Genomic DNA, 19,407 nt, shown 5'->3' with positions numbered 1-19,407 from the left:
CTGGCCATCCCCCAATTGACCAATCACCCCAACGGCAGGATCAGCACGTCACGCGCCGGAACTTCTACGCGGCCGCCGCCATGCGCCGCACCGACTGGCCAGACAGCCTTACCAAAGCCAAGCGTTCCAACGGCGAGTTCGACTTCCGTCGTCTGCGCGGTGCGGGTCGGATTGACCAGCCAGAGGAAGCTCCCCTTTTCCCCTTTGTGGATGCGTGCAAACAAAGTGGCATTGGAGAGCGTTACGTGCCGCTCTTTGCCGCTCCAGCGAAAGAGTGCGGCGAAGAAGGCGCCGTTCGCGCGACCTTCAGTGCGATAGTAGGCGACGGAAGGATTGGTGCCGATCAGCAATGTGCGGCCCTTGCCGAAGCGGTGTTCGACCACGGCTAGGCGTCCGTCGTCGAAATTGCCGCGAGCCGTGCCGCCGGCGAGCCTATAGGACTGCAGCAGGCCGCCGCCGTCGACGGCTGCGCCATCCAGCTTGAAATGGATACGGTCGCCGATGTCGGGCATGAACTCGACTTCGTCTTCCAGCGCGCCGAATACCCTGTCGAGGCCCATGTTCGGCTGCACGGTGCCGACATGGCCGCGATCGCCGAAATATCCGGGGCAGGCCTCCGATATCAGCGTACCGCCCCTTTCGATCCAGGCAGTCAGCCGCGCCGCTTGCTCGGCGGTGAACATGATCGGATAGGGGAAATAGAGCAGGTCATAGGCGTCGATATCATCGATGTGCACCCAGTCCGGCTGAACGCCATTTTCGAGGAAGGCGCGGTAGGCGCCCCACATGGCTTCCGGATAGGGCTTTTCCTTGCGGTCGTAGCTCAACAGATATTCGAATTCCTGCGCTTCCGGCACGACGAGAATGCCGATCTCGCCACGCACAGGTTTCGCCTCCCAAAGGGCGGCCTGCGCCGGTTCATTCGCCCATTTCGCCATGGCGCTTGCCATATCGGAGCGCGGTGTGCGCGAGCCGTCCATGGCGTAGGAACCGAAGGCGCCAAAGAGCGGTCCATCGAGCAGCGGCCGCCAGCGCAGATTGAGGATGCCGCGAGCGCCGCCGGCAAGGGAGGTCATGCTCCAGAGGCGGATATCCTCGGGATCGACTACGCGGCCGTCTTCCTTGTCGCGACCGATCACCTGCGGCTGCAGCCATAGCGGCCCGCCCTGGCGCTCGGCATGCCAGAAGGGCTTGCCGCGGGCGGCGGCGCGGTTGATGTCGACGCCGTACCAGTTCTTCCAGGCTTCGCTGCCCTTGCGGGCCTGAACCCAGGTGAAGCCATAGACCTCGACCTTGGAGGCGGCCAGCCAGTCGTCGCAGCCGTTGGAGGCCATGATCGGGATGGCCCCGGAAATGCCGTGCGCGGCGATGACGTTCTTCGGGTCGACTGCGCGGATGGTGTCGATGCGCCACTGCATCTGGTCATAGAAATTGTCGCGCTTGAATTTCAGCCAGTCGATGCATTCCGGATAAGGCGCCATGTGAACCGGCGGTTCGACGTCGTCCCATTCGGCGTAGCTATAGCGATGCCAGGCGAGCGCCAGCATTTTCAAGTCGCCGTATTTCTTCTCCAGCCATTTGCGGAAGGCAGCCTTGGCGTAGTCGCTGTAGTCGACATCCGCCGAATAGTTGCATTCGTTCCAGACGTCGTAGCCGTAGATCGCGGGGTGGTCTTTGTAGCGGGTGGCGAGCGCGGTCAGGAAGCGGCCGGCGGCTTCCTTCACTTCCGGGCAGCTCAGCGTCAGCGCGCCGGCGCCGCCGCCATTGTTGGAAAAGCCGCCGGTCGCGGCCGAGACGCCCATATAGGAGCCGAGCTTGGAGCCATCTGCGTTGACCTGCAGGGCATGCTTGTATTTGCGCACCGCCCAGTCCGGGACGGCATGGATGAGTTCGGCGATAATGGTCTTTATGCCATTCTGCGCGGCGAGATCGAGTTGGCGGTCGTATTCTGCCCAATCGTAGACGCCGGGCGCCACCTCGATCGCGCTCCACATGAACCAGTGCCGGAAGATGTTGAGTCCGTCCTCGCCGGCGACCTTGTAGTCGCGTTCCCAATCGGCCTGCGGCGGATTGGATTTGCGGAAATAAACGGCGCCGTAGGGCAGTTGAATATCGTGTTTGAGCATGGTCGGGTCCTTCTTCAATCGTTCTGTCGGGCAAAGCTTCGCCGCCCGAAGATTGGCTTCGGTTCAGTGTCAGTCGGTCTTGGGGGTCGTCGTTTCCTTAAGGGAGTTCCGGGCTAGAGCGGCGTCTCCTTGATCATCGTGGGATCCTCACGTCCGGTAGGGTTTCATCCAGCCGAGACCTTCCGTAGTGCCGGCCTTGGGTTTGTATTCGCAGCCGACCCAGCCGTCGTAACCGAGGCGGTCGAGCTCATTGAGGATGAAGCCGTAGTTGATCTCGCCCGTGCCCGGTTCATTGCGGCCCGGATTGTCGGCGATCTGCACATGGGCGATGCGATCCTTCAATCGTTCGAAGGTCCGGATCAGATCGCCCTGCGTGATCTGCATGTGATAGAAATCATACTGGATATAGAGATTGTCGGAGCCGACCTTCTCGAGGATGCGCTCGGCATGATCGGTGGTCGACAGCAGGAAGCCTGGCATGTCGCGGAGATTGATCGGCTCGATCAAGAGTTTGATGCCGGCATCGGCCATCCGCGGCGCGGCATAGCGGAGATTGTCGACCAGTACGCGTTCCAACGTTTCGGGATTGGCGCCTTCGGGGACGAGGCCGGAGATGACGTTCAGCCGCTTGCAGCCAAGTGCCGCCGCATAATCGAGCGCGGCGGCCACTCCATCGCGGAATTCCTGCACGCGGTCCGGCAGGCAGGCGATACCGCGCTCGCCGCCGGTCCAATTGCCCGATGGCAGGTTGAAGAGCACTTGTGTCAGGCCGTTGGCCTTCAAGGCATCGGCTACCTTTTCCTTCGGTTCGGCATAGGGTCCCAAATATTCGAGGCCCATAAAGCCATCCTTCGCGGCAGCAGCAAAACGATCCAGAAACGGCAGGTCCTGATAGAGAAAGGAGAGGTTGGCGGAAAATTTCGGCACGTATTTTGTCCTTAAAGAGCGGGTGCGTTGAAGCGCTGCCGGTGCAGCATGCGCTTGTCGCGCGGATCGGGGTTGGGAACGGCGGAGATAAGGCTCTTGGTATAGGCCTCGTTCGGCGCAGTGCAAATCTGTTCTGCCTCGCCAATCTCGACGATCTTGCCGCGATGCATGACGGCCACCCGGTCGCAGAAATAGCGGATCACCGAAATATCGTGCGAAATGAACAGGAAGCTGAGGTTCAGTCGCTGGCGGATATCGAGCAGCAGGTCGAGGATCTGGCTGCGGATCGAGACATCGAGCGCCGAAGTCGCTTCGTCAGCGATGATGATCTTCGGGTCGAGCGCGAGTGCGCGGGCGATGCCGATGCGTTGGCGCTGGCCACCCGAAAAGGCGTGCGGATAGCGCTCCATCATCATCGGATCGAGGCCGACTAGTTTCATCAGCTCGGCTACGCGCGCCTCCAGCGCTTTGCCCTTGGCCAGGCCGTTGACGACCAGGGGATCGCCGATCACCTCCTTCACCGTCAGGCGCGGATTGAGCGAGGCGAAGGGGTCCTGGAAAACAAGGCGAACCTCGCGGTGAAAATGCCGAAGGTCGCGCTTGCCGAGTTTGGTGACGTCGATCTCCCGGCCCTCATTGCCGCGAAAGGTGACCGAGCCGGAGGTGGGTTCAACCGTGCGCAGGATCAGCCGGCCGAGCGTCGTCTTGCCGGAGCCGCTTTCGCCGACGATGCCGAGGTTTTCGCCGGGATAGAGGTCGAAACTGGCGTCATCGACGGCGCGCAGCGGCTTCGAGTTGCGCCCCGCCCAGCCATAGACTTTCGAGAGCTTGTGCACGGAAAGGATCGGCTGCGGGTTCTCCGCCGCCTTGGCGATGGCGGGGACCTTGCCTTCCTGATGGTGCGTCAGCTTCAAGGTCGAAGCGAGCAGTTGCTTGGTGTAGGGATGCTTTGCCGCATGATAGATCGCATCGACCGGTCCGCGTTCGACGATCCTGCCGAAGCGCATGACGGCGACCTCGTCGGCCACCTCCGCCACCACGCCCATGTCGTGGGTGATCAGCAGCATCGCCATGCCGCGGCTGACCTGCAGGCGCTTGATCAGGTCAAGGATTTCCGCCTGCGTCGTGACATCGAGTGCCGTCGTTGGCTCGTCGGCTATGAGGATATCGGGATTGCCGGCCAAGGCCATGGCGATCATGGCACGCTGGCGCATGCCGCCGGAGAATTCGAACGTATAGCGATCGGCCATCTTCTGGGGGTCGGGAATTTCCACCTGGGCAAGCAGCTCGATCGTCTTCTGCATGGCGGCGCACTTGTCGAGATCGCTGTGCAGGCGGACCGCTTCGACGATCTGCGAGCCGATCGTATGCACCGGCGAAAGCGAGCTCATCGGCTCCTGGAAGACCAGGCCGATGCGGCGGCCGCGAATGGCGCGCATCGGGCGGCTCGACGGGTTGAGCGCGGTGACGTCGGTGATCTCGGCGCCGTTGCGCAACAGGATCTGTCCGCCGACGATTTCGCCGGGCCTGTCGACGATGCGCAGCAGCGAACGCGCCGTCACGCTCTTGCCCGAGCCGCTTTCGCCGACCAGGCAGAGCGTCTGGCCGCGTTTCAGCTCGAAGCTGACCTTTTCGACCGCGTGCAGAATATGGGTACGCAGTCGAAAATCGATCGACAGGTTTTCAACGGAAAGCACGACATCGTCGGCAAGCGTCGCCATGGTCTCCTCCTCAGTTGTCGTAGGGATCGGCCGCATCGCGCAGGCCGTCGCCGAAGAAGTTGAAGGACAGCACGGCGACGACGACAGCCAAAGCAGGCCAGATCAGCAGCCACGGCGCGGTGGCGACCGTACGGATATTCTGGGCATCCTGCAGCAGCACGCCCCAACTGACGACCGGCGGCTTCAGGCCGATGCCGAGGAAGGAGAGTGAGGTTTCGGCAACGATCATCGTCGGCACGGCGAGCGTCACGACCGCGAGGATGTGGCTCGTCAGCGAGGGCAGGATGTGGCGGAAGATCAGCCGCGCCTCGCTCGATCCGTCAAGGCGGGCGGCTGTGACGAAATCCTCGCTGCGAAGCGCCAGAAAGCGGCCGCGGACCTCGCGGGCCAAGCTTGTCCAGCCGAGCAGCGAGACGATCAAGGTGATGACGAAATAGACCGTCACCGGCGACCATGTGAGCGGGATGGCTGCGGCAAGGCCGAGCCAGAGCGGAATGGTCGGCATGGCGCTGACCACTTCGATGACGCGCTGGATCAGGGTATCCACCCAACCGCCGTAGAAACCGGAGATCGAGCCCAGCACCACACCGAGGATGAGCGAGACGGCGACGCCGACGAGGCCGATCGACATGGAGACGCGCGTGCCGTAGATGAGCCGCGAGAAGACGTCGCGGCCGAGCCTGTCGGCACCGAGCAGATACATCGGGTCGTTGGGATTGATCGGGCCGATCAGATGTCGGTTCATCGGGATCAGGCCCCAGAGTTTATAGGCCGGACCTTTGACGAAGAAGCCGACGGGCACGACCTTCTTATCGTCGACCACGAAGGTGCGGCGCAGCGCCACCTTGTCGATGGCGATGGTGTAGCCCTTGACGTGAAAATTGAACTCCGAGCTGCCATCCGGCTTAGCTGTAAAGAAACTTAGGCCCTGCGGCGGGGCGTAGGTATATTGCGGCCGCGATGTGTCGGGCAGGGCGGGGGCCAGGAATTCGGCGAACAGGCCGATGAGATAGAGGATCAGGATAATGATCCCGGCAGTGACGGCGACCTTCTGGCGGAAGAACTTGCCGGCGATCAGCCGCCAGGGACCAACGGCGGCCGTCGAGACCGTCTTGTCCTGCCGGAGCGGACTGATCGATGGCCCATCGGCGAGAACGAGGACCGGCCCGACTTTGGCTCCGCCTGTCTTGCTTCCGAATGTCTCTTGCTTACCCATGACCGCCGCTCCTCAATTGAACCGGATGCGCGGGTCGAGCAGCGCAAGCAGCAAGTCGGAGACCAGCATGCCGACGAGCGTCAGCGCGCTGAGCAGCAGGATGAAGCTGCCCGCCAGATACATGTCCTGCGACACCAGCGCCCGAAAGAGCAGGGGGCCGGCAGTCGGCAGGTTCAGCACGATGGCTGTGATCGTCACGCCGGAGACGAGATGCGGTAGCACCCAACCGATCGCCGAGACGAAGGGGTTGAGGGCGATGCGCACCGGATATTTGAGGATGACCTTGTATTCCGGCAGCCCTTTGGCGCGGGCGGTGATGACATAGGGCTTGTGCAGTTCGTCGGTCAGGTTGGCACGCAGGATTCGGATCAAGGCCGCGGTTCCCGAGGCGCCGATGATGATGATCGGGATCCAGAGATGGGCGAGGAAATCGCCGGCCTTGGCGAAACTCCAGGGCGCGTCGGCATATTCCGGCGAGCTCAGGCCGCCGACGCTCTGGCCGAGATATTTGTAGGCGACATACATCAGCGTCAGCGCCAGGATAAAGTTAGGCACGGCGAGGCCGATAAAACCGAGGAAGGTGAAGACGTGATCGCTGATCGAATGACGGCGCACGGCGGAATAGATACCGATCGGCAGCGATACGACCCAGACGAAGAGCAGGCTGAGGAGCGAAATCACCAGCGTCGAGCCCATGCGTGCCCAGATCAGGCCGGCGACAGGCTGGTTCCATTCGAAGGACCAGCCGAAGTCACCGCGGCTGACGATACCCCAGATCCATTTCAGGTATTGAATGTAGAAGGGATCGTCGAAGCCGTAGATCTGCTTCAATCGCTCGATTTGCGCAGGATCGACGGTCTGGCCGCTGTCGCTCATGGTGGCGAGCATCGAGGTCAGGTAATCGCCGGGCGGCAGTTGGATGATCAGGAACGAGATCAGCGACATGCCGATCAAGGTCGGTATCATGTAGAGAATGCGCTTGACGATATAGCCGAGCATCGGCCTGCTCCTCCCGTTGAAAGCGCCCTCCCCGGCGCTTCGTCGGATCACCGCTTGCCCCGGCCTTGCAGGCCGAAGGCAAAGTCTCGAATTTATGTCCCAAACCTCATTTCCAGGTCAGATGCACGACCTCCAGCCGGTCGATGCCGGGCACGTCCACCACGGCGCGGCCATCCTTGATGCTGAAGGCGGCGGCGCGGTCGGCAACCACCAGCCAGGCTTTCGCCACCGATTTACCCCTGGGAATTTCGAGTGAAACTGTCTGGCTTGCCAGCGGGAAATTGTCGCGGATCGGCCCTTTCATCATCATCGGGTTGGTGAGGTTGAAGAGCGACAGCGCAACACCGTCGACGTTTTCGCGCAGCGCCAGATCGATGACGCCAGGACCTTCGACGGCGACGCGCGGCGTTTTGCCGAGTGCCCAACGTACGGCATTGGCAATCAGCCGCGCATGGTCGACGGCCATGACTTCCCAGAATATCTCGCCGATGTTCCAGGGAACGTAGACCGAGCGGCCGCCATGACCGGTCACGCGAGCGATCACAGCGGCCCCCCGCGGCTCCTCGCGGGGATAGACTTCCTCCATCGGCAGATCCGGGAAATCCGGCACGTAGAGGAATGGAACTTCGGCCTTGTCGGTGGGTTCGACGGCGATCAGATGCGTGCCACCCATGATGCGGGCGGCACCTTCATAGCCGGCATTGAGGGGATGCTCACCGGCGAGCGCCACATAGGTGTTCTTGACGATGCCGCGCGGGCCGGAGATGAACTTGGCGCCGAAGACATCCGCGAGACCGAAATCCCCGCGCTTCTTGCCGAGTTCGTCGCGCAGCGACGTCTCGTGCGCCGCGATGATGCTGCCGCCGCGTTTGATATAGACGCGGATCGCTTCGTTCTGTGCATCCGAGAGGCAGGAGGCATTGGCGAGAATGATCAGCTTGAAGCGGTCGAGGTTTTCCTCCGTCAGAACCTGGTCGGAGAGAAGCTCGAATGGCAGCTTGGCTTCGACCAGGGCATGATAAAAGCCGAGATCGTGTTTCTCCGCCTTCGATCGTTCCTCGGGTGCCCAGTGGCGCAGGGTCGTCGAGGGGTCGATGACGGCGATTTCCGCGGTTGGATGCATGCTTTCGATGACTGGCTCGACAGCAGCCTGCAAGGCAAAGGCATCGGCCACCGGCTCGACCCAGCGCTTGTCGGGGACGACCCCGTTGAATTTGGTGAACCAAGCATAGAGGCCGTGCGCCGTGCCGTCATTGATCCAGAGCTGCATCTCTTCACCGGATGTGACGGCATCCTTCCAGCGATACTCCTCCTCGGGGCCGATCGAGGTGATCAGCACGACCGGGCGGTCGGGGAAGGTGGCGCGGATGCGTTTGCCGTTGCGCCCCGCCGACCAGCCGAGTTCCACCCCGCGGCGGCCCTGATGGTCGACGACGAGAAAGGGGCAGTGCTTCGATATGACCGAGAGATCAAATTCCATCAGCGACGCGCCGCCCATATTGGGAATGAAGCTCGCATGCGGACGGATCGCCTTCACGGCGTCGTCCCATTGGGCGATCATGTCGGTCAGCACCCGGCGGCGCCATTGCAGCCAGGCCTGCCAGGCCGGATCTTCGGCGTCGGCAGCGCGCGGCAGGGCATGGCCGAACATGTCCTTGAAGCGGCGGGCACTGTCTTCGCTATAGTCGACACCATGACCTTGCCAGCGGTTGGCGAAGACGGCGTCTATATCGTATTTGCGGACGATTTCCTTCACCACTTCGGGCATGAAGACGGTGTTGTAGTCGCCATAGGCGTTGGTGACCCAGACATCCGGATAAGCCCAGTGACGGCGCGGCTTGCCGTCGGCGTCGATCATCACCCATTCCGGATGCGCCTTGGCAGCATCGTCATGGATCGCATGCGGATCGACGCGGGCCATGACGTGCATGTCGAGCTTGCGGGCGGCATCGACCAGCGCGCCGAAGACATCCTTGTCGCCGAGGAACTTGCTGACATAGTGATAGGGCACGTCGCTTGGATAGTATGCGATATAACCGCCGGCGCTGAGGCAGACGGCGTTGGATTTCGTGCGCTTGAAGACATCGACCCAGAAGGCAGGATCGAATTTCTCCGGATCGTCCTCGGCAAGCGTCAACTGCGTCCAGCGGGTCGCGGTCTTGAACCAGTCCGTCGTTCTCAGCGTATCGGTATTCTGTTTCCTGGCGTCGAGCATCGGTTTTATCCAGTTCGCTAGGCATGATCCCGAAAAGTGTGAAGCGGTTTTCGGACAAGATCATGCGACATCAAACGCCTAGAGCTTGCTCTAGGCAAAAGGGAGCCGCCGCGCCGGCCACGAGGACCGGCGCTTCGACCGCTGGGAGGAACCTGAGCGGTATCAGGCCTTGAAATATTGCTCCGGCATGGTGGGAGCAGGCGTCGGCCAACCGAACGAATTCGGCATGGTCTTGGTGACGTTCTTCATGTTGTTCTTGACGATGCCGTAGCCGTCCGGCGGCAGCGATATGCCGAAGACGTAGAAGGCGTCTGCAGCCGATTGCAGGATGTCTTTCATGATCGCATTCTGGCCGGCGGCGTCGGAAGTCGACTTCAGTTTGTCGTAGAGTTCGTATTGCTTCTTGGTCGCTTCCGGCGGCTCGACGGCATTGGCATTGTCGCGGTCGAGATACCAGAGCTGCCAGCCCGGTGCGTACATGGCGTTGCTGTCCGTCGGTACGTAGTAGCGCGGGTCGAGCATGGCGGCGATGCCGCCGTTGGCGCCGAATTGATGGGCGGTGGCATCGAAATCGCGGCCCTGGCGCACACGGGTTTCCCAAAGCGAACGATCCATGGTGCGCATTTGCGCGTCGATGCCGACTGCTTGGAACATCGGGATGATCAACTGGAAGAGATCGAGGAAGATGGCGCGCGCCTGATCCAGCTCGAAGACGATGGTCAGGCGTCGGCCCTTGTCGTCGAGGCGGAAATTCTGGTCGTCCTTCTTCGGCACGATCTTGTCGAGCATGGCATTGGCCTTGTCGACATCATAGGCAGTGAACTGCGTCGCCAGTTGCTCGTTATAGAGCGGATCTTCCTTCTTGATCGAAGGCTGCGCGGGCGCGCCTTGGCCGACGAGGACGGCGTCGATCAGCGTCTGACGATCGATCGCCGTCGAGAGCGCTGCGCGGAAATCGCGATTCTGGAAAAGCGCCCGCTTGGTCTCGTCATTGTGATTGAGGTTGAGGATGAAGTTCATCACGTTGGCTTCGGTGGAGGTCAGCGTGTAGAAGTCGTAGCCGCCCTGTTCGCGCGCGTCGTAAAGCACGGACTTGTTGTTGGGCGTGGCGATATATTGATCCATCAGGTCGATCTCGCCCTGCATGGTCTTCAACAGAAGCACCTGCGGATCGGCGACCATCTGATAGAGGATGCGGTCGAGATAGGGCAGTTGATTGCCTGCCGTATCGACCTTCCAATAATAGGGATTGCGTTCGGCCACGGCCCGCTCGGTATTTTCGCCGGGTGCGATGGTGAACATCCAGGCGTTCAGGCAGGGTTTCTTCGACGAGTTCAGGAAGAAGGAATTGTCGTCCTGGAAGCCGGCGGCGCTCTGGAAGGAGGCGATCCAGCTTTCGAAACCGCGCTGCTTGGCAAGTTCATTGGCCTTGGGATTGTAGTCGATGTGGAACTGCTCGAGATAATGTTTCGGGCAGCGCGTCGTCTGATCATTGTTGGCCCAGGCGACCTGCAGGGGGAAGAGGCCATTCGGCTGATCGAATGTGACCTTGAAGGTCTGCTCGTCGACGATCTCGAGCTTGGCGGGCTTGCCGCCGGATTTCCAATGCGCCTGGCCGACGAAGGCGACGCGATCGTCCGTCAGCACCGTGTCGTACCAGAATTTGATGTCCGCGGTCGTATAGGGCTGGCCGTCGGACCATTTCATGCCCTTGCGCAGGCGGATGGTATAGACCTTGGAATCGGCATCGCCCTGGAAGAATTCCGCAACATTCGGCGTCACGCCCGACCAATCCGGCGTATAGCGCAGCAGCGGCTCATAGGCTTGATAGCGGAACAGCATCGACAGCGAGCCGCCGCCGACCAGCGCCATGTTCCAGTCGCCGCCATATTTGCCGACGGCTTCGACCGGCTTGATGACAAGGGGATTTTCGGGAAGGCGATCTTTGAGCAACGGCAGGGCGCCGCTTGCGACTTTCTGTTTCAGAACATCCGCCTCTTGGTAGCCAGCGGCGAATGTAGGCAGGGCCGGCAAAATGAGGACGGCCGAAGTCCCGGCCAAAAAGGCCCGACGTCTCATCTTCATCAATGTCTCCTCCGAGAGAGCCAATCCCGTTATTGTTGTTTTTTACCTATCGGGTTTGGATACCGGAGAAATATATTTTGGCTATTGTTAGGTAAAGCGTTATGTTGAAGGGAGAGGCTAATTTTATATCGGATCGGATTCTGCCCAAGGTAACTGACGGGGAAAATCCGCTGAGGGGCGTGGAAAATGGCGGTCAGAGACCGGATTACGTTGCAGCAGATCGCCAATGAGGTCGGGCTGTCGAAATACGCCGTCTCGCGCTCGCTTGCCGGCAAGAGCGGCGTCAGTGAGGAAACGCGCGAACGCATCAAAGAGGCGGCGCATCGGTTAGGTTACATCAAGCCGCCGTCGCAGCCGGATCAGCAGGAGATTTCCCTGATCTTCCACGATCTCGATGTGATCAACAGCGAGCTGCACATGCAGTTACAGAACGGCGTGCAGCGCGAAGCGCACCGCCTGGATCTGCCGATCCGCATCCGCTGGACACACAATCCCGCGCAGGTGGCGGAGCTGGCGCGCATGAGCGCCGGGTTGCTGCTCGTCGGCGCGCACGAACGCGCCTCGATCGAGGCGGCGAACGCATCCGGTGTTCCCGTCGTCAGGCTCGGCTGGGTGGACGCGCTGGAGCAGGCCGATCAGGTAACCGGCACGGACCACGAAGCCGGACAGGCCGTTGCTCGCTACCTGATCGAGCTCGGCCACCGTACCATCGCCTATGTCTATGGCACGCCCGGCTATCGCGGCCGGCTGGAGCGGTTCTACGGCGCACGCGAGATCATGGAAAAACGCGATGACGTGACGCTGCATGTAATGGAATTCGAGGAGCAGGGCGGCTTTGTCGATGCCTTCAAAGCACTGAAGGCGGGAGGAATACATCCGACGGCTTTCTTCTGCGCCCATGACGGGCTGGCCTTGACCGTCGTGTCGGAACTGCTTGGCCTGGGCTACCGGATTCCCGATGAGATTTCGGTCATCGGTTTCGGCGATTTCTCGCCGGCGACGCAGATATCGCCGCAATTGACGACGGTGCGGGTCGAGGGCCAGGAGATCGGCGTTGTCGGCCTACAATTGCTGCTGGAGCGCATCCGCTCGCCCAAACTGCCCGATGGCCCTGCGAGACGCGTGCAGATCGCGTCCCGCATCATCGAGCGCCGCTCCGCCGGGCCGCGCAAGGCGGAGTAGCGAGCTGTCCATTTGCTTGCTTTGCAATTCCGGACGGAAAACTGCTCCACATTTTCCCGGGATTGCTTAGGTCGCCCGTGCCAATTGCCGCAGCAGCTTTGCCCAGGCGGTCAGACCGATGCGGAAGTTGGCGAGGCGGAAGAACTCGTTCGGGGCGTGATAGTCTTCGTCCGACGTGGAGAAGGAGAAGAAGAACGCCTCGGTGCCGAGATGCTTGCGGAAAGAAGCGCCGATCGGGATCGTAGCGCCCATGGCGACTCGCAGCGGCGGTTGGCCGAGCAATTCCGCGAGCACCTCTTCCGCCACTTTCAGGGCCGGCAGGTCGGGATCGATGAAGAAGGCTTCGCTGCCGGGTCCGTGGCGATGGATGTCGAGCGCGAAGCCGGCGGGCAGCCGAGCCTTCAGATGCCGGGTCACCACGTCGACGATATGGTCGGGCTTCTGGCCGGCGATCAGGCGGCAGGTGATCTTGACACTTGCTTCTGTCGGGATGACCGTCTTTGTGCCTTTGCCCTGATAACCGCCCGAAATGCCGTTGAATTCCAGCGTCGGCTCCAGCCACTGCCGGATCAGCAGCTCGCGGCCGGTTGCGATCGCGTCCGGCTTCGGCGAGCCGATTTCGCGATAATAGGCGTCTGCATCGAAGTTCGCCGCTTCGATCGCCGCGATGATGCGGGCATCCGGCGGGCTGGTGCCGTCGAGATATCCTTCGACAGCAACGCGTCCATCCTCACCATGCAGCGACGCGATGAGCTTGGAGAGCGCGCTGATCGGATTGGGGGCGCTGCCGCCGTGGCGGCCGGAATGCAGATCCTTGGAGGCTCCGGTCACCGTCACTTCGAAAGCAACGAGGCCGCGGCTTGCAACCGTCATCGACGGGCGGTCGGGACGCCACATTGCACCATCGGCCGATATCACCAGATCGCAGCCGAGGCGATCGCGATAGGTCTGCAGCGTGCCTTCGAAATGCGGGCTGCCGGATTCCTCCTCGCCTTCGATCAGCACCTTGAGATTGACCGGCAGGCGGCCCTCGGCGCGCATATAGGCTTCGGCGACGAGGATCGGGATCAAGAGCGGCCCCTTGTCGTCGGAAACGCCGCGGGCGTAGAGCCGACCATCGCGCTCGCCCGGCTCGAAAGGCGGCGTCTTCCATTTGTCGAACGGGTCCGGCGGCTGCACGTCGTAATGGCCGTAAACCAGAAAGGTCGGTAGCTTGGGATCGCTGATGATCTCGCCGAAGACAGCCGGGTGGCCGCCGGTTGCGAGCTGTTCGACATTGGTGAAGCCTGCCCGCGTCAATCGGTCGGCGACGAAAGCCGCCGCCTTGGCGATGCCTTCGGCATAGGCCGGATCGGTGCTGACGCTCGGGATGCGGCAGAAGGCCTTGAGATCTTCAAGCGCCTCGCTGAAGTGTTCATCGAGATAGGTTTCGACGCCGCTCATTTACCGCCATCCACGCTGATCACCTGGCCGGAGACCCAGCCCGCAAACTCGGACGCGAAGAACATCACCATCGCGGCGATATCCTCGGGCTTGCCGAGCCGTTTGAGGGCAATGTTCTGAAGAAGCTTGGCCTGGCCTTCTTCGCCCATCGCCTCCCACTGCCGTTCCGTCGTTGGGTTGGAGCGGACGAAGCCGGGGGCGACATTATTGACGGTGATATTCCAGGGGCCCAGCTCATGGGCGAGCTGCCGCGTCAGACCGATCTGGCCGGCCTTGGCGCTGGCATAGGCCTGGATGCCGGTCAGCGAAATGCCGAGACCGGCGCCGCTGGAGATATTGATGATGCGGCCGGATTTCTGCGCTTTCATGGTCGGCGCCACCGCCTGCGACATGAAAAAGGCGCCGGAAAGATTGACGTCGAAGATCGTCTGCCAATCGGCTTCCGAAATCTCCTCTATGGGACGACCGACCTGGCCGCGCACACCACCGGCATTGTTGACGAGAATGTCGATCGTCTGGGAGACCGCCGCGATCTTGGCGACGGCTTCCTGCACGGCCGTGCGATTGCCGACGTCGAGAATGTGTGCTGAAGCCTTGCCGCCGCAGAGTTTCAGCGTTTCCTCAAGGCCGGCTTCGTTGACGTCGCAGATGTGGACGGTTGCGCCGCGGGCAGCGAAGCCTTGTGCAATGGTGCGGCCGAAACCGTGGGCAGCGCCGGTGACGATGACGGTCTTGCCGTCGAAGGTGATATTCATGCCGCAGCCCTCGCGAGGTCGTCGAGATTGGCGAGATCGAGCGGCCGCTTGCCGTCCTCGATCTCATGGATCATGGTCACGATCTTGGCCGCCAAAGGCGTGGGAACGCCGAGCGACTGGCCGATTTCGACCACCGGCAAGACTTGCGCATCGACTTCCGTCTTGCGCTTGCGGATAGCGAGATCGCGCCAGATGCCGGAATGGGATTTTGCCGACTTGCGGTTATGCACCACCATCTCGTCGAAGGAGCGCGCCGTCTCTGCTGCCGGGGCGGAGGGCGCAAAGGCTCTCGGATCGAAACCGTTGAAAGCCTCGGTGACGATGTTCTGGGCCTCGGCCACCTTGCCGACCTCGTGCGCGAGCCGGGTCAGCACCGGTCGGTATGCCGGGTTGGCGAACACATCGGCGATGCTGTCATTGGTCAGCGCCGTGCCGAACAGCAGCGCGCCATAGATCAGTTTGCCCCAGAGATAGCCCCAGATATTGCTGGTCAGGATCGCGTTCGGCTCGAATTGAAGCATCAGCGCATAGATTGCCTCGATGCGTGGCGTCGTCTTGCCGTCGAGTTCGCCGACGACGACCGCGCCGTGACCGCTATAGTGCACGACGCCCGGCTCCAGATAGTCAGCGCCGAAATTGACGAAGCAGCCGATGACATGCTCCTTGCCGATAATGTCGGCGATGACGTTCTCGTTGAGGCCGTTCTGGGCCGAGACGATGTAGCCGTCAGCGGCGAGATGCGGCTTGAGCGCCTTGGCCGCGGCCGCGGTATGATGCGCTTTGACGCAGAGGAAGATGCGGTCGTACGTGCCTTCCAGTTCCTCCGGCAGATAGGCCTTGGCTTTGACGATGTCCTGATAGATCGGACCATCTATCCGCAAACCTTTGGCGTTGATTGCCGCCACATGGTCGGCAGCATTGTCGACGAAGATCACTTCATGTCCGGCGCGGATGAAGGACGCGCCAAGGGTACCGCCGATGGCCCCGGCGCCCCAGATCAGGATCGGTGTTGTCATGCCCATGCTCCTTCGAGCAGAGCGCGGGTTTCCTTGACGGCGACGTCCCAGATGGCCTGCATTTCGTCGTCCGGCCGCTCGTAATAGCCACCGAAGTTGCCGTCGCCGAGAAGGGTCTTGACGCCGGCGGGTGACATGGCCCGCATGCGCGCGAGATCGACCATCGGCTTCTGCTGCGTCGGGAAAATGGTACCGGGCAGGCGCGTCCAGGGGAAGTTCTCCATCCAGGACGCGTGCGAGGCAACGGTATCGATCTCCTGTACCTTCGCGAAGGTCTGCGGCGCGTTCCACCAGTTGTGGAACTTGACTGACGTATCCGGATTGTCAGCCATCCATTCGACGGCGAGACTGCCGGCCGGCTGGTTGCCGCCATGGCCGTTGACGATCAGGATGCGGCGGAAGCCCTGCAAACGCAGGCCGTCGAGAATATCCCTGACGATGCGGATATAGGTTTCCTGGCGCAGGCTGATCGTGCCGGGATAGGCGAGGAAATAGGGCGTGATGCCATAGGCGACGACGGGGAAAACCGGAATGCCGAGCGGCTCGGCGGCCTCGACGGCGACGCGCTCCGAGAGAATGGAATCGACCGAAAGCGAAAGCTGTGCGTGCTGCTCGGTGCTGCCGAGCGGCAGGATCGCACGGTCGTCATTCTTCAAATAGGCTTCGATCTGCTGCCAGTTGGATTCGGAAACTCTCATAATGTCTTCTCCTGTTCCCATTTTAGTTCGCTAAAGCACAACCCCGGAAATCATCCAACTTTCGGAGGGATATTTGTGCTGCTTCAAAATGTTACTGCGTCTCTTCGACGTCCGTACGGATAGGCGGCGCAGCAGTATCGGACGCTCGTTTTTGGGCGGGCGTATCGGCCGGCTGCGGCTGAATGCCGGCGGCGCGGAGGATGGGGACGACGACACGTTCGATATCGGCGACATCGGGCGCGTGGCGGTATTCGATAGCCGGCATGCCCGGCGGCAGATGGGCGATGACGCCCTCCGCGCCCGAGGCATAGATGACGACGCTGGCGCGGGCGATCAGGGCGTCGAGCCCCGGCGTTTCAAGTGTGCCGGCGGAAATCTCGCTGATATGCGGCGCGAAGCGCTGCACGCCGCTTTTCATGATGGGCAGGAAATCCGGAAAACGCGAAATCACGGCGATGGAGGCCAGCGAATCGAGCGAAGCCAGCGCCCTGCGCGTCTCTTCCGCCGGCGTGAAGCTGACGGTCACGACCTTGGTGTTCGGCAACAGCATCGCCACTTCGCGGTGTCGGTTGGCAAAGGTGATGGCGAGATCGGCGGAGTTGGCCCGCGCCTTGGCATCCTTCTGGCGCTCGATGGCTGCGATCGTCAGCGGCTCGACGGTGACGCCGCGGCCAAGGCGGGCTGCAATGAAGCGGGCATAGCTTGCCGTCGCATCGGGAAAAAGGCCGACCATGACGATACGCAGCCGCGGGCCGATGCTGTCGCGATAGAAGACCCGGGCGCTGACGAGCGAGACGAGTTCGGCCGAACGGATGCCGAGCGTGCGAGCCTCGTCGATCATCTGGTCGATATGACGATGCAATCCGCTGGCGTCGGCACGGCCGGCCAGACGGGCCTGCAGACTGTCGGTGACGAAGGTGCCGGAGCCCGGTCGTGCATCGATCAGGCCTGCAGCCTTGAGATCAGCATAGACCTGGCTTACGGTCATGGGCGCGACACCGATTTTTTCCGCCAGCTCGCGCACCGACGGCAACGTCTCGCCGGGGGTGAGTTCACCGCAGGCAATGCCGTATTCGATGAGGCCGTGGAGCTGCGTGCGCAACGGCACAGGCAGCTCGCGATCGATGAAGAACTCCATGAATGCCGTTCGAGTTAGCTGTTATAATCTGTTGTGACAGTTATCCTGACGCGGCAGGTGGAGCCTGTCAACCGCTCTGAGGCGTGATCCCGGGGGGTATGAAGCAGCTTTCCAAGCGGGATCTTCCCGGTCGGTTTCGCATTTTAGGCGTTTGAAAAAGCTGTTGACACCTAAAAGAACGCATGAAATCGTTATAGCTAACAATAACACTTAATGCGTTCATAAGAACAAGGGGAATGCAATGAAAACGATCGCCAAGGCGGCACTTGCGGCCGCGCTTCTGTTTAGCACCAGCCTCTCAGCATTCGCCGTCGAGCGCGGCGGCACTCTGACCTATGGTCGCTATGCCGACAGCCTGTTTCTCGATCCGGTGCTGAACGACGCCAACGTCGACATCTGGGTCCTGTCCAACCTCTACGACACGCTACTGCTGCCGACCGACGATGGCAAGGGCGTGCAAGCCGGTCTCGCCACCGCCTGGAAAATAGCTGATGACGGTTTGAGCGTGACGCTGACGCTGCGCGACGGCATCAAGTTTTCCGATGGCTCGCCAATCACGCCGGAAGACGTCGCCTGGTCGCTGAAGCGCGCCGCCGATCCCAAGAATGGTATCTGGAACTTCCTCATCAGCTCGGTCGACGATGTCACGACGCAGGGTGACAAGACCGTCGTTATCAAGCTGAAGCACACCGATCCGGCGATCCTGGCGGCGTTGACCGTGTTCAACACGGCGATCCTGCCGGAAAAGGCGTTCGAGGCTTCGGCCGGCACGACCGATGCCGACAAGGCCAAGAGCTTCGGCGAACACCCGATCGGCTCCGGTCCTTTTATTCTGAAATCCTGGGACCGCGGTTCCGACATGAAGCTGGTGCGCAACCCCTATTATTGGGGCGTTGGTGAAGACGGCAAGCCGCTGCCATATCTCGATAGCATCGATTTCCAGGTTATTCCTGACGACGCCACCCGCATCCTGAAGCTCAATTCCGGCGAACTCGACGGCGCGGAATTCATTCCGTATTCGCGTGTCGATGAGCTGAAGGCGGCCGACAATCTCAATATGGAGCTCTATCCCTCGACGCGCGTGCAAATGATCGGGATGAACGTTCGTCCGCAGATTGGCGGCAAGGACAATCCGCTGTCCAACTCCAAGGTGCGTCAGGCGATGAACTACGCCGTCAACAAGGAAGCGATCATCCAGATCGTTACCCATGGTGTTGGCACGCAGATGACCTCGTTCATGTCGTCGGCGACGCCGCTGCATTCCGGCGACAAGCCGCTCTATCCCTACGATCTCGACAAGGCCAAGGCGCTGATGAAGGAAGCCGGCTTCGAGAAGGGTTTCTCGACCAGCCTGCTCGTTCTTGCTGGCAACCAGGACGAAATCGGCATCGCCACGGCGCTGCAGCAGATGTGGGCTCCGCTCGGCATCAAGCTCGACCTGCAGCAGGTCGACAATGCCAGCCGTACCCAGCAATATCGCGACGGCACCTTTACCATGCGCGAATCCGCGTGGACGGACGATATTGCCGATCCGAATGAGATCACCTCCTACTATGTCTATTCGCCGAATATCCAGGCGTTGCATTCCGGCTGGAAGAACGACGAGGCCGACAAACTGTTCGAGGCTTCGCAGAAGGAGATCGATGCGAAGAAGCGCGCCGAGCAATATGCGCGCATCCAGGAGATCTACAATGCCGACGGACCGATCGTGCCGCTCTACGAGACGCCCTATCCGGTGGCTCTGAACAAGAAGGTGAACGGCTTCCTGCAGATCCCTCTCGGCAACAATATCTTCACCAAGACCTGGCTCGCCAAGTAAGGTTCGATATGGTCGGCGCGGTGAGCTGAGGCTTGCCGCGCCGATATTCGTTTTACCGGAAATGCGG

General features: G+C 61.4%; 14 protein-coding genes. 2 read left to right on the top strand and 12 right to left on the bottom strand.

Annotated elements, in window-relative coordinates:
- Positions 1–23 precede the first annotated feature (23 nt).
- The 7 genes from FHT86_RS25380 to FHT86_RS25350 all read right to left on the bottom strand — a co-directional run bounded on the left by FHT86_RS25380 (position 24) and on the right by FHT86_RS25350 (position 11,292).
- Positions 24–2,126 (bottom strand): beta-galactosidase, encoded by a 2,103-nt coding sequence (locus FHT86_RS25380; RefSeq protein WP_133708896.1) that lies wholly within the window; start codon positions 2,124–2,126, stop codon positions 24–26.
- 147 nt (positions 2,127–2,273) lie between these two features.
- A complete protein-coding gene (gene otnI, locus FHT86_RS25375; protein WP_133708897.1) occupies positions 2,274–3,053 on the bottom strand; it encodes a 2-oxo-tetronate isomerase in 780 nt (259 codons plus the stop codon).
- Positions 3,054–3,064: 11 nt separating this feature from the next.
- Positions 3,065–4,774 carry an ABC transporter ATP-binding protein gene (locus FHT86_RS25370; protein ID WP_133708898.1) on the bottom strand — a complete coding sequence of 570 codons (1,710 nt, stop codon included), beginning with the start codon at positions 4,772–4,774 and terminating at the stop codon, positions 3,065–3,067.
- A gap of 10 nt (positions 4,775–4,784) precedes the next feature.
- Complete coding sequence (locus FHT86_RS25365) at positions 4,785–5,990, bottom strand: ABC transporter permease (RefSeq protein WP_133708899.1); 1,206 nt, start codon at positions 5,988–5,990, stop codon at positions 4,785–4,787.
- 12 nt (positions 5,991–6,002) lie between these two features.
- Positions 6,003–6,989, bottom strand: a complete 987-nt coding sequence (locus FHT86_RS25360) for an ABC transporter permease (RefSeq protein WP_133708900.1) — start codon at positions 6,987–6,989, stop codon at positions 6,003–6,005.
- A 106-nt stretch (positions 6,990–7,095) separates the two neighbouring features.
- Positions 7,096–9,204, bottom strand: a complete 2,109-nt coding sequence (locus FHT86_RS25355) for an alpha-amylase family protein (protein WP_133708901.1) — start codon at positions 9,202–9,204, stop codon at positions 7,096–7,098.
- Between the two features lie 162 nt (positions 9,205–9,366).
- Positions 9,367–11,292, bottom strand: coding sequence for an ABC transporter substrate-binding protein (locus tag FHT86_RS25350; protein ID WP_133708902.1), 1,926 nt, complete (start codon positions 11,290–11,292; stop codon positions 9,367–9,369).
- A gap of 183 nt (positions 11,293–11,475) precedes the next feature.
- Here FHT86_RS25350 and FHT86_RS25345 point away from each other — a divergent pair, with 183 nt between their 5' ends.
- Positions 11,476–12,471: a LacI family DNA-binding transcriptional regulator gene (locus tag FHT86_RS25345; protein WP_133708903.1), complete on the top strand. Its 996-nt coding sequence runs from the start codon at positions 11,476–11,478 to the stop codon at positions 12,469–12,471.
- 66 nt (positions 12,472–12,537) lie between these two features.
- Here FHT86_RS25345 and FHT86_RS25340 read toward each other — a convergent pair whose 3' ends face one another.
- The 5 genes from FHT86_RS25340 to FHT86_RS25320 all read right to left on the bottom strand — a co-directional run bounded on the left by FHT86_RS25340 (position 12,538) and on the right by FHT86_RS25320 (position 17,521).
- Positions 12,538–13,914 (bottom strand): dipeptidase, encoded by a 1,377-nt coding sequence (locus tag FHT86_RS25340; RefSeq protein WP_133708904.1) that lies wholly within the window; start codon positions 13,912–13,914, stop codon positions 12,538–12,540.
- Positions 13,911–14,669, bottom strand: a complete 759-nt coding sequence (locus FHT86_RS25335; RefSeq protein ID WP_133708905.1) for an SDR family NAD(P)-dependent oxidoreductase — start codon at positions 14,667–14,669, stop codon at positions 13,911–13,913. Before FHT86_RS25335 ends, FHT86_RS25340 begins: the two co-directional genes overlap by 4 nt.
- Positions 14,666–15,685 carry a ketopantoate reductase family protein gene (locus tag FHT86_RS25330; protein WP_133708906.1) on the bottom strand — a complete coding sequence of 340 codons (1,020 nt, stop codon included), beginning with the start codon at positions 15,683–15,685 and terminating at the stop codon, positions 14,666–14,668. The genes FHT86_RS25335 and FHT86_RS25330 overlap by 4 nt, the downstream gene beginning before the upstream one ends.
- Positions 15,682–16,383 carry a creatininase family protein gene (locus FHT86_RS25325; protein ID WP_133708907.1) on the bottom strand — a complete coding sequence of 234 codons (702 nt, stop codon included), beginning with the start codon at positions 16,381–16,383 and terminating at the stop codon, positions 15,682–15,684. The genes FHT86_RS25330 and FHT86_RS25325 overlap by 4 nt, the downstream gene beginning before the upstream one ends.
- A 91-nt stretch (positions 16,384–16,474) precedes the next feature.
- The gene (locus FHT86_RS25320; RefSeq protein WP_133708908.1) at positions 16,475–17,521 is read right to left on the bottom strand and encodes a GntR family transcriptional regulator; all 1,047 of its coding nucleotides are present in this window, start codon (positions 17,519–17,521) and stop codon (positions 16,475–16,477) included.
- A 241-nt stretch (positions 17,522–17,762) separates the two neighbouring features.
- Here FHT86_RS25320 and FHT86_RS25315 point away from each other — a divergent pair, with 241 nt between their 5' ends.
- Positions 17,763–19,340: an ABC transporter substrate-binding protein gene (locus FHT86_RS25315; protein WP_133708909.1), complete on the top strand. Its 1,578-nt coding sequence runs from the start codon at positions 17,763–17,765 to the stop codon at positions 19,338–19,340.
- Positions 19,341–19,407 lie beyond the last annotated feature (67 nt).

The organism is Rhizobium sp. BK313, assembly GCF_014193655.1.
Lineage (GTDB): Bacteria > Pseudomonadota > Alphaproteobacteria > Rhizobiales > Rhizobiaceae > Rhizobium.
Note: the sequence above shows the minus strand (reverse complement) of the source record. Positions and strands in the feature narration are given on the sequence as shown.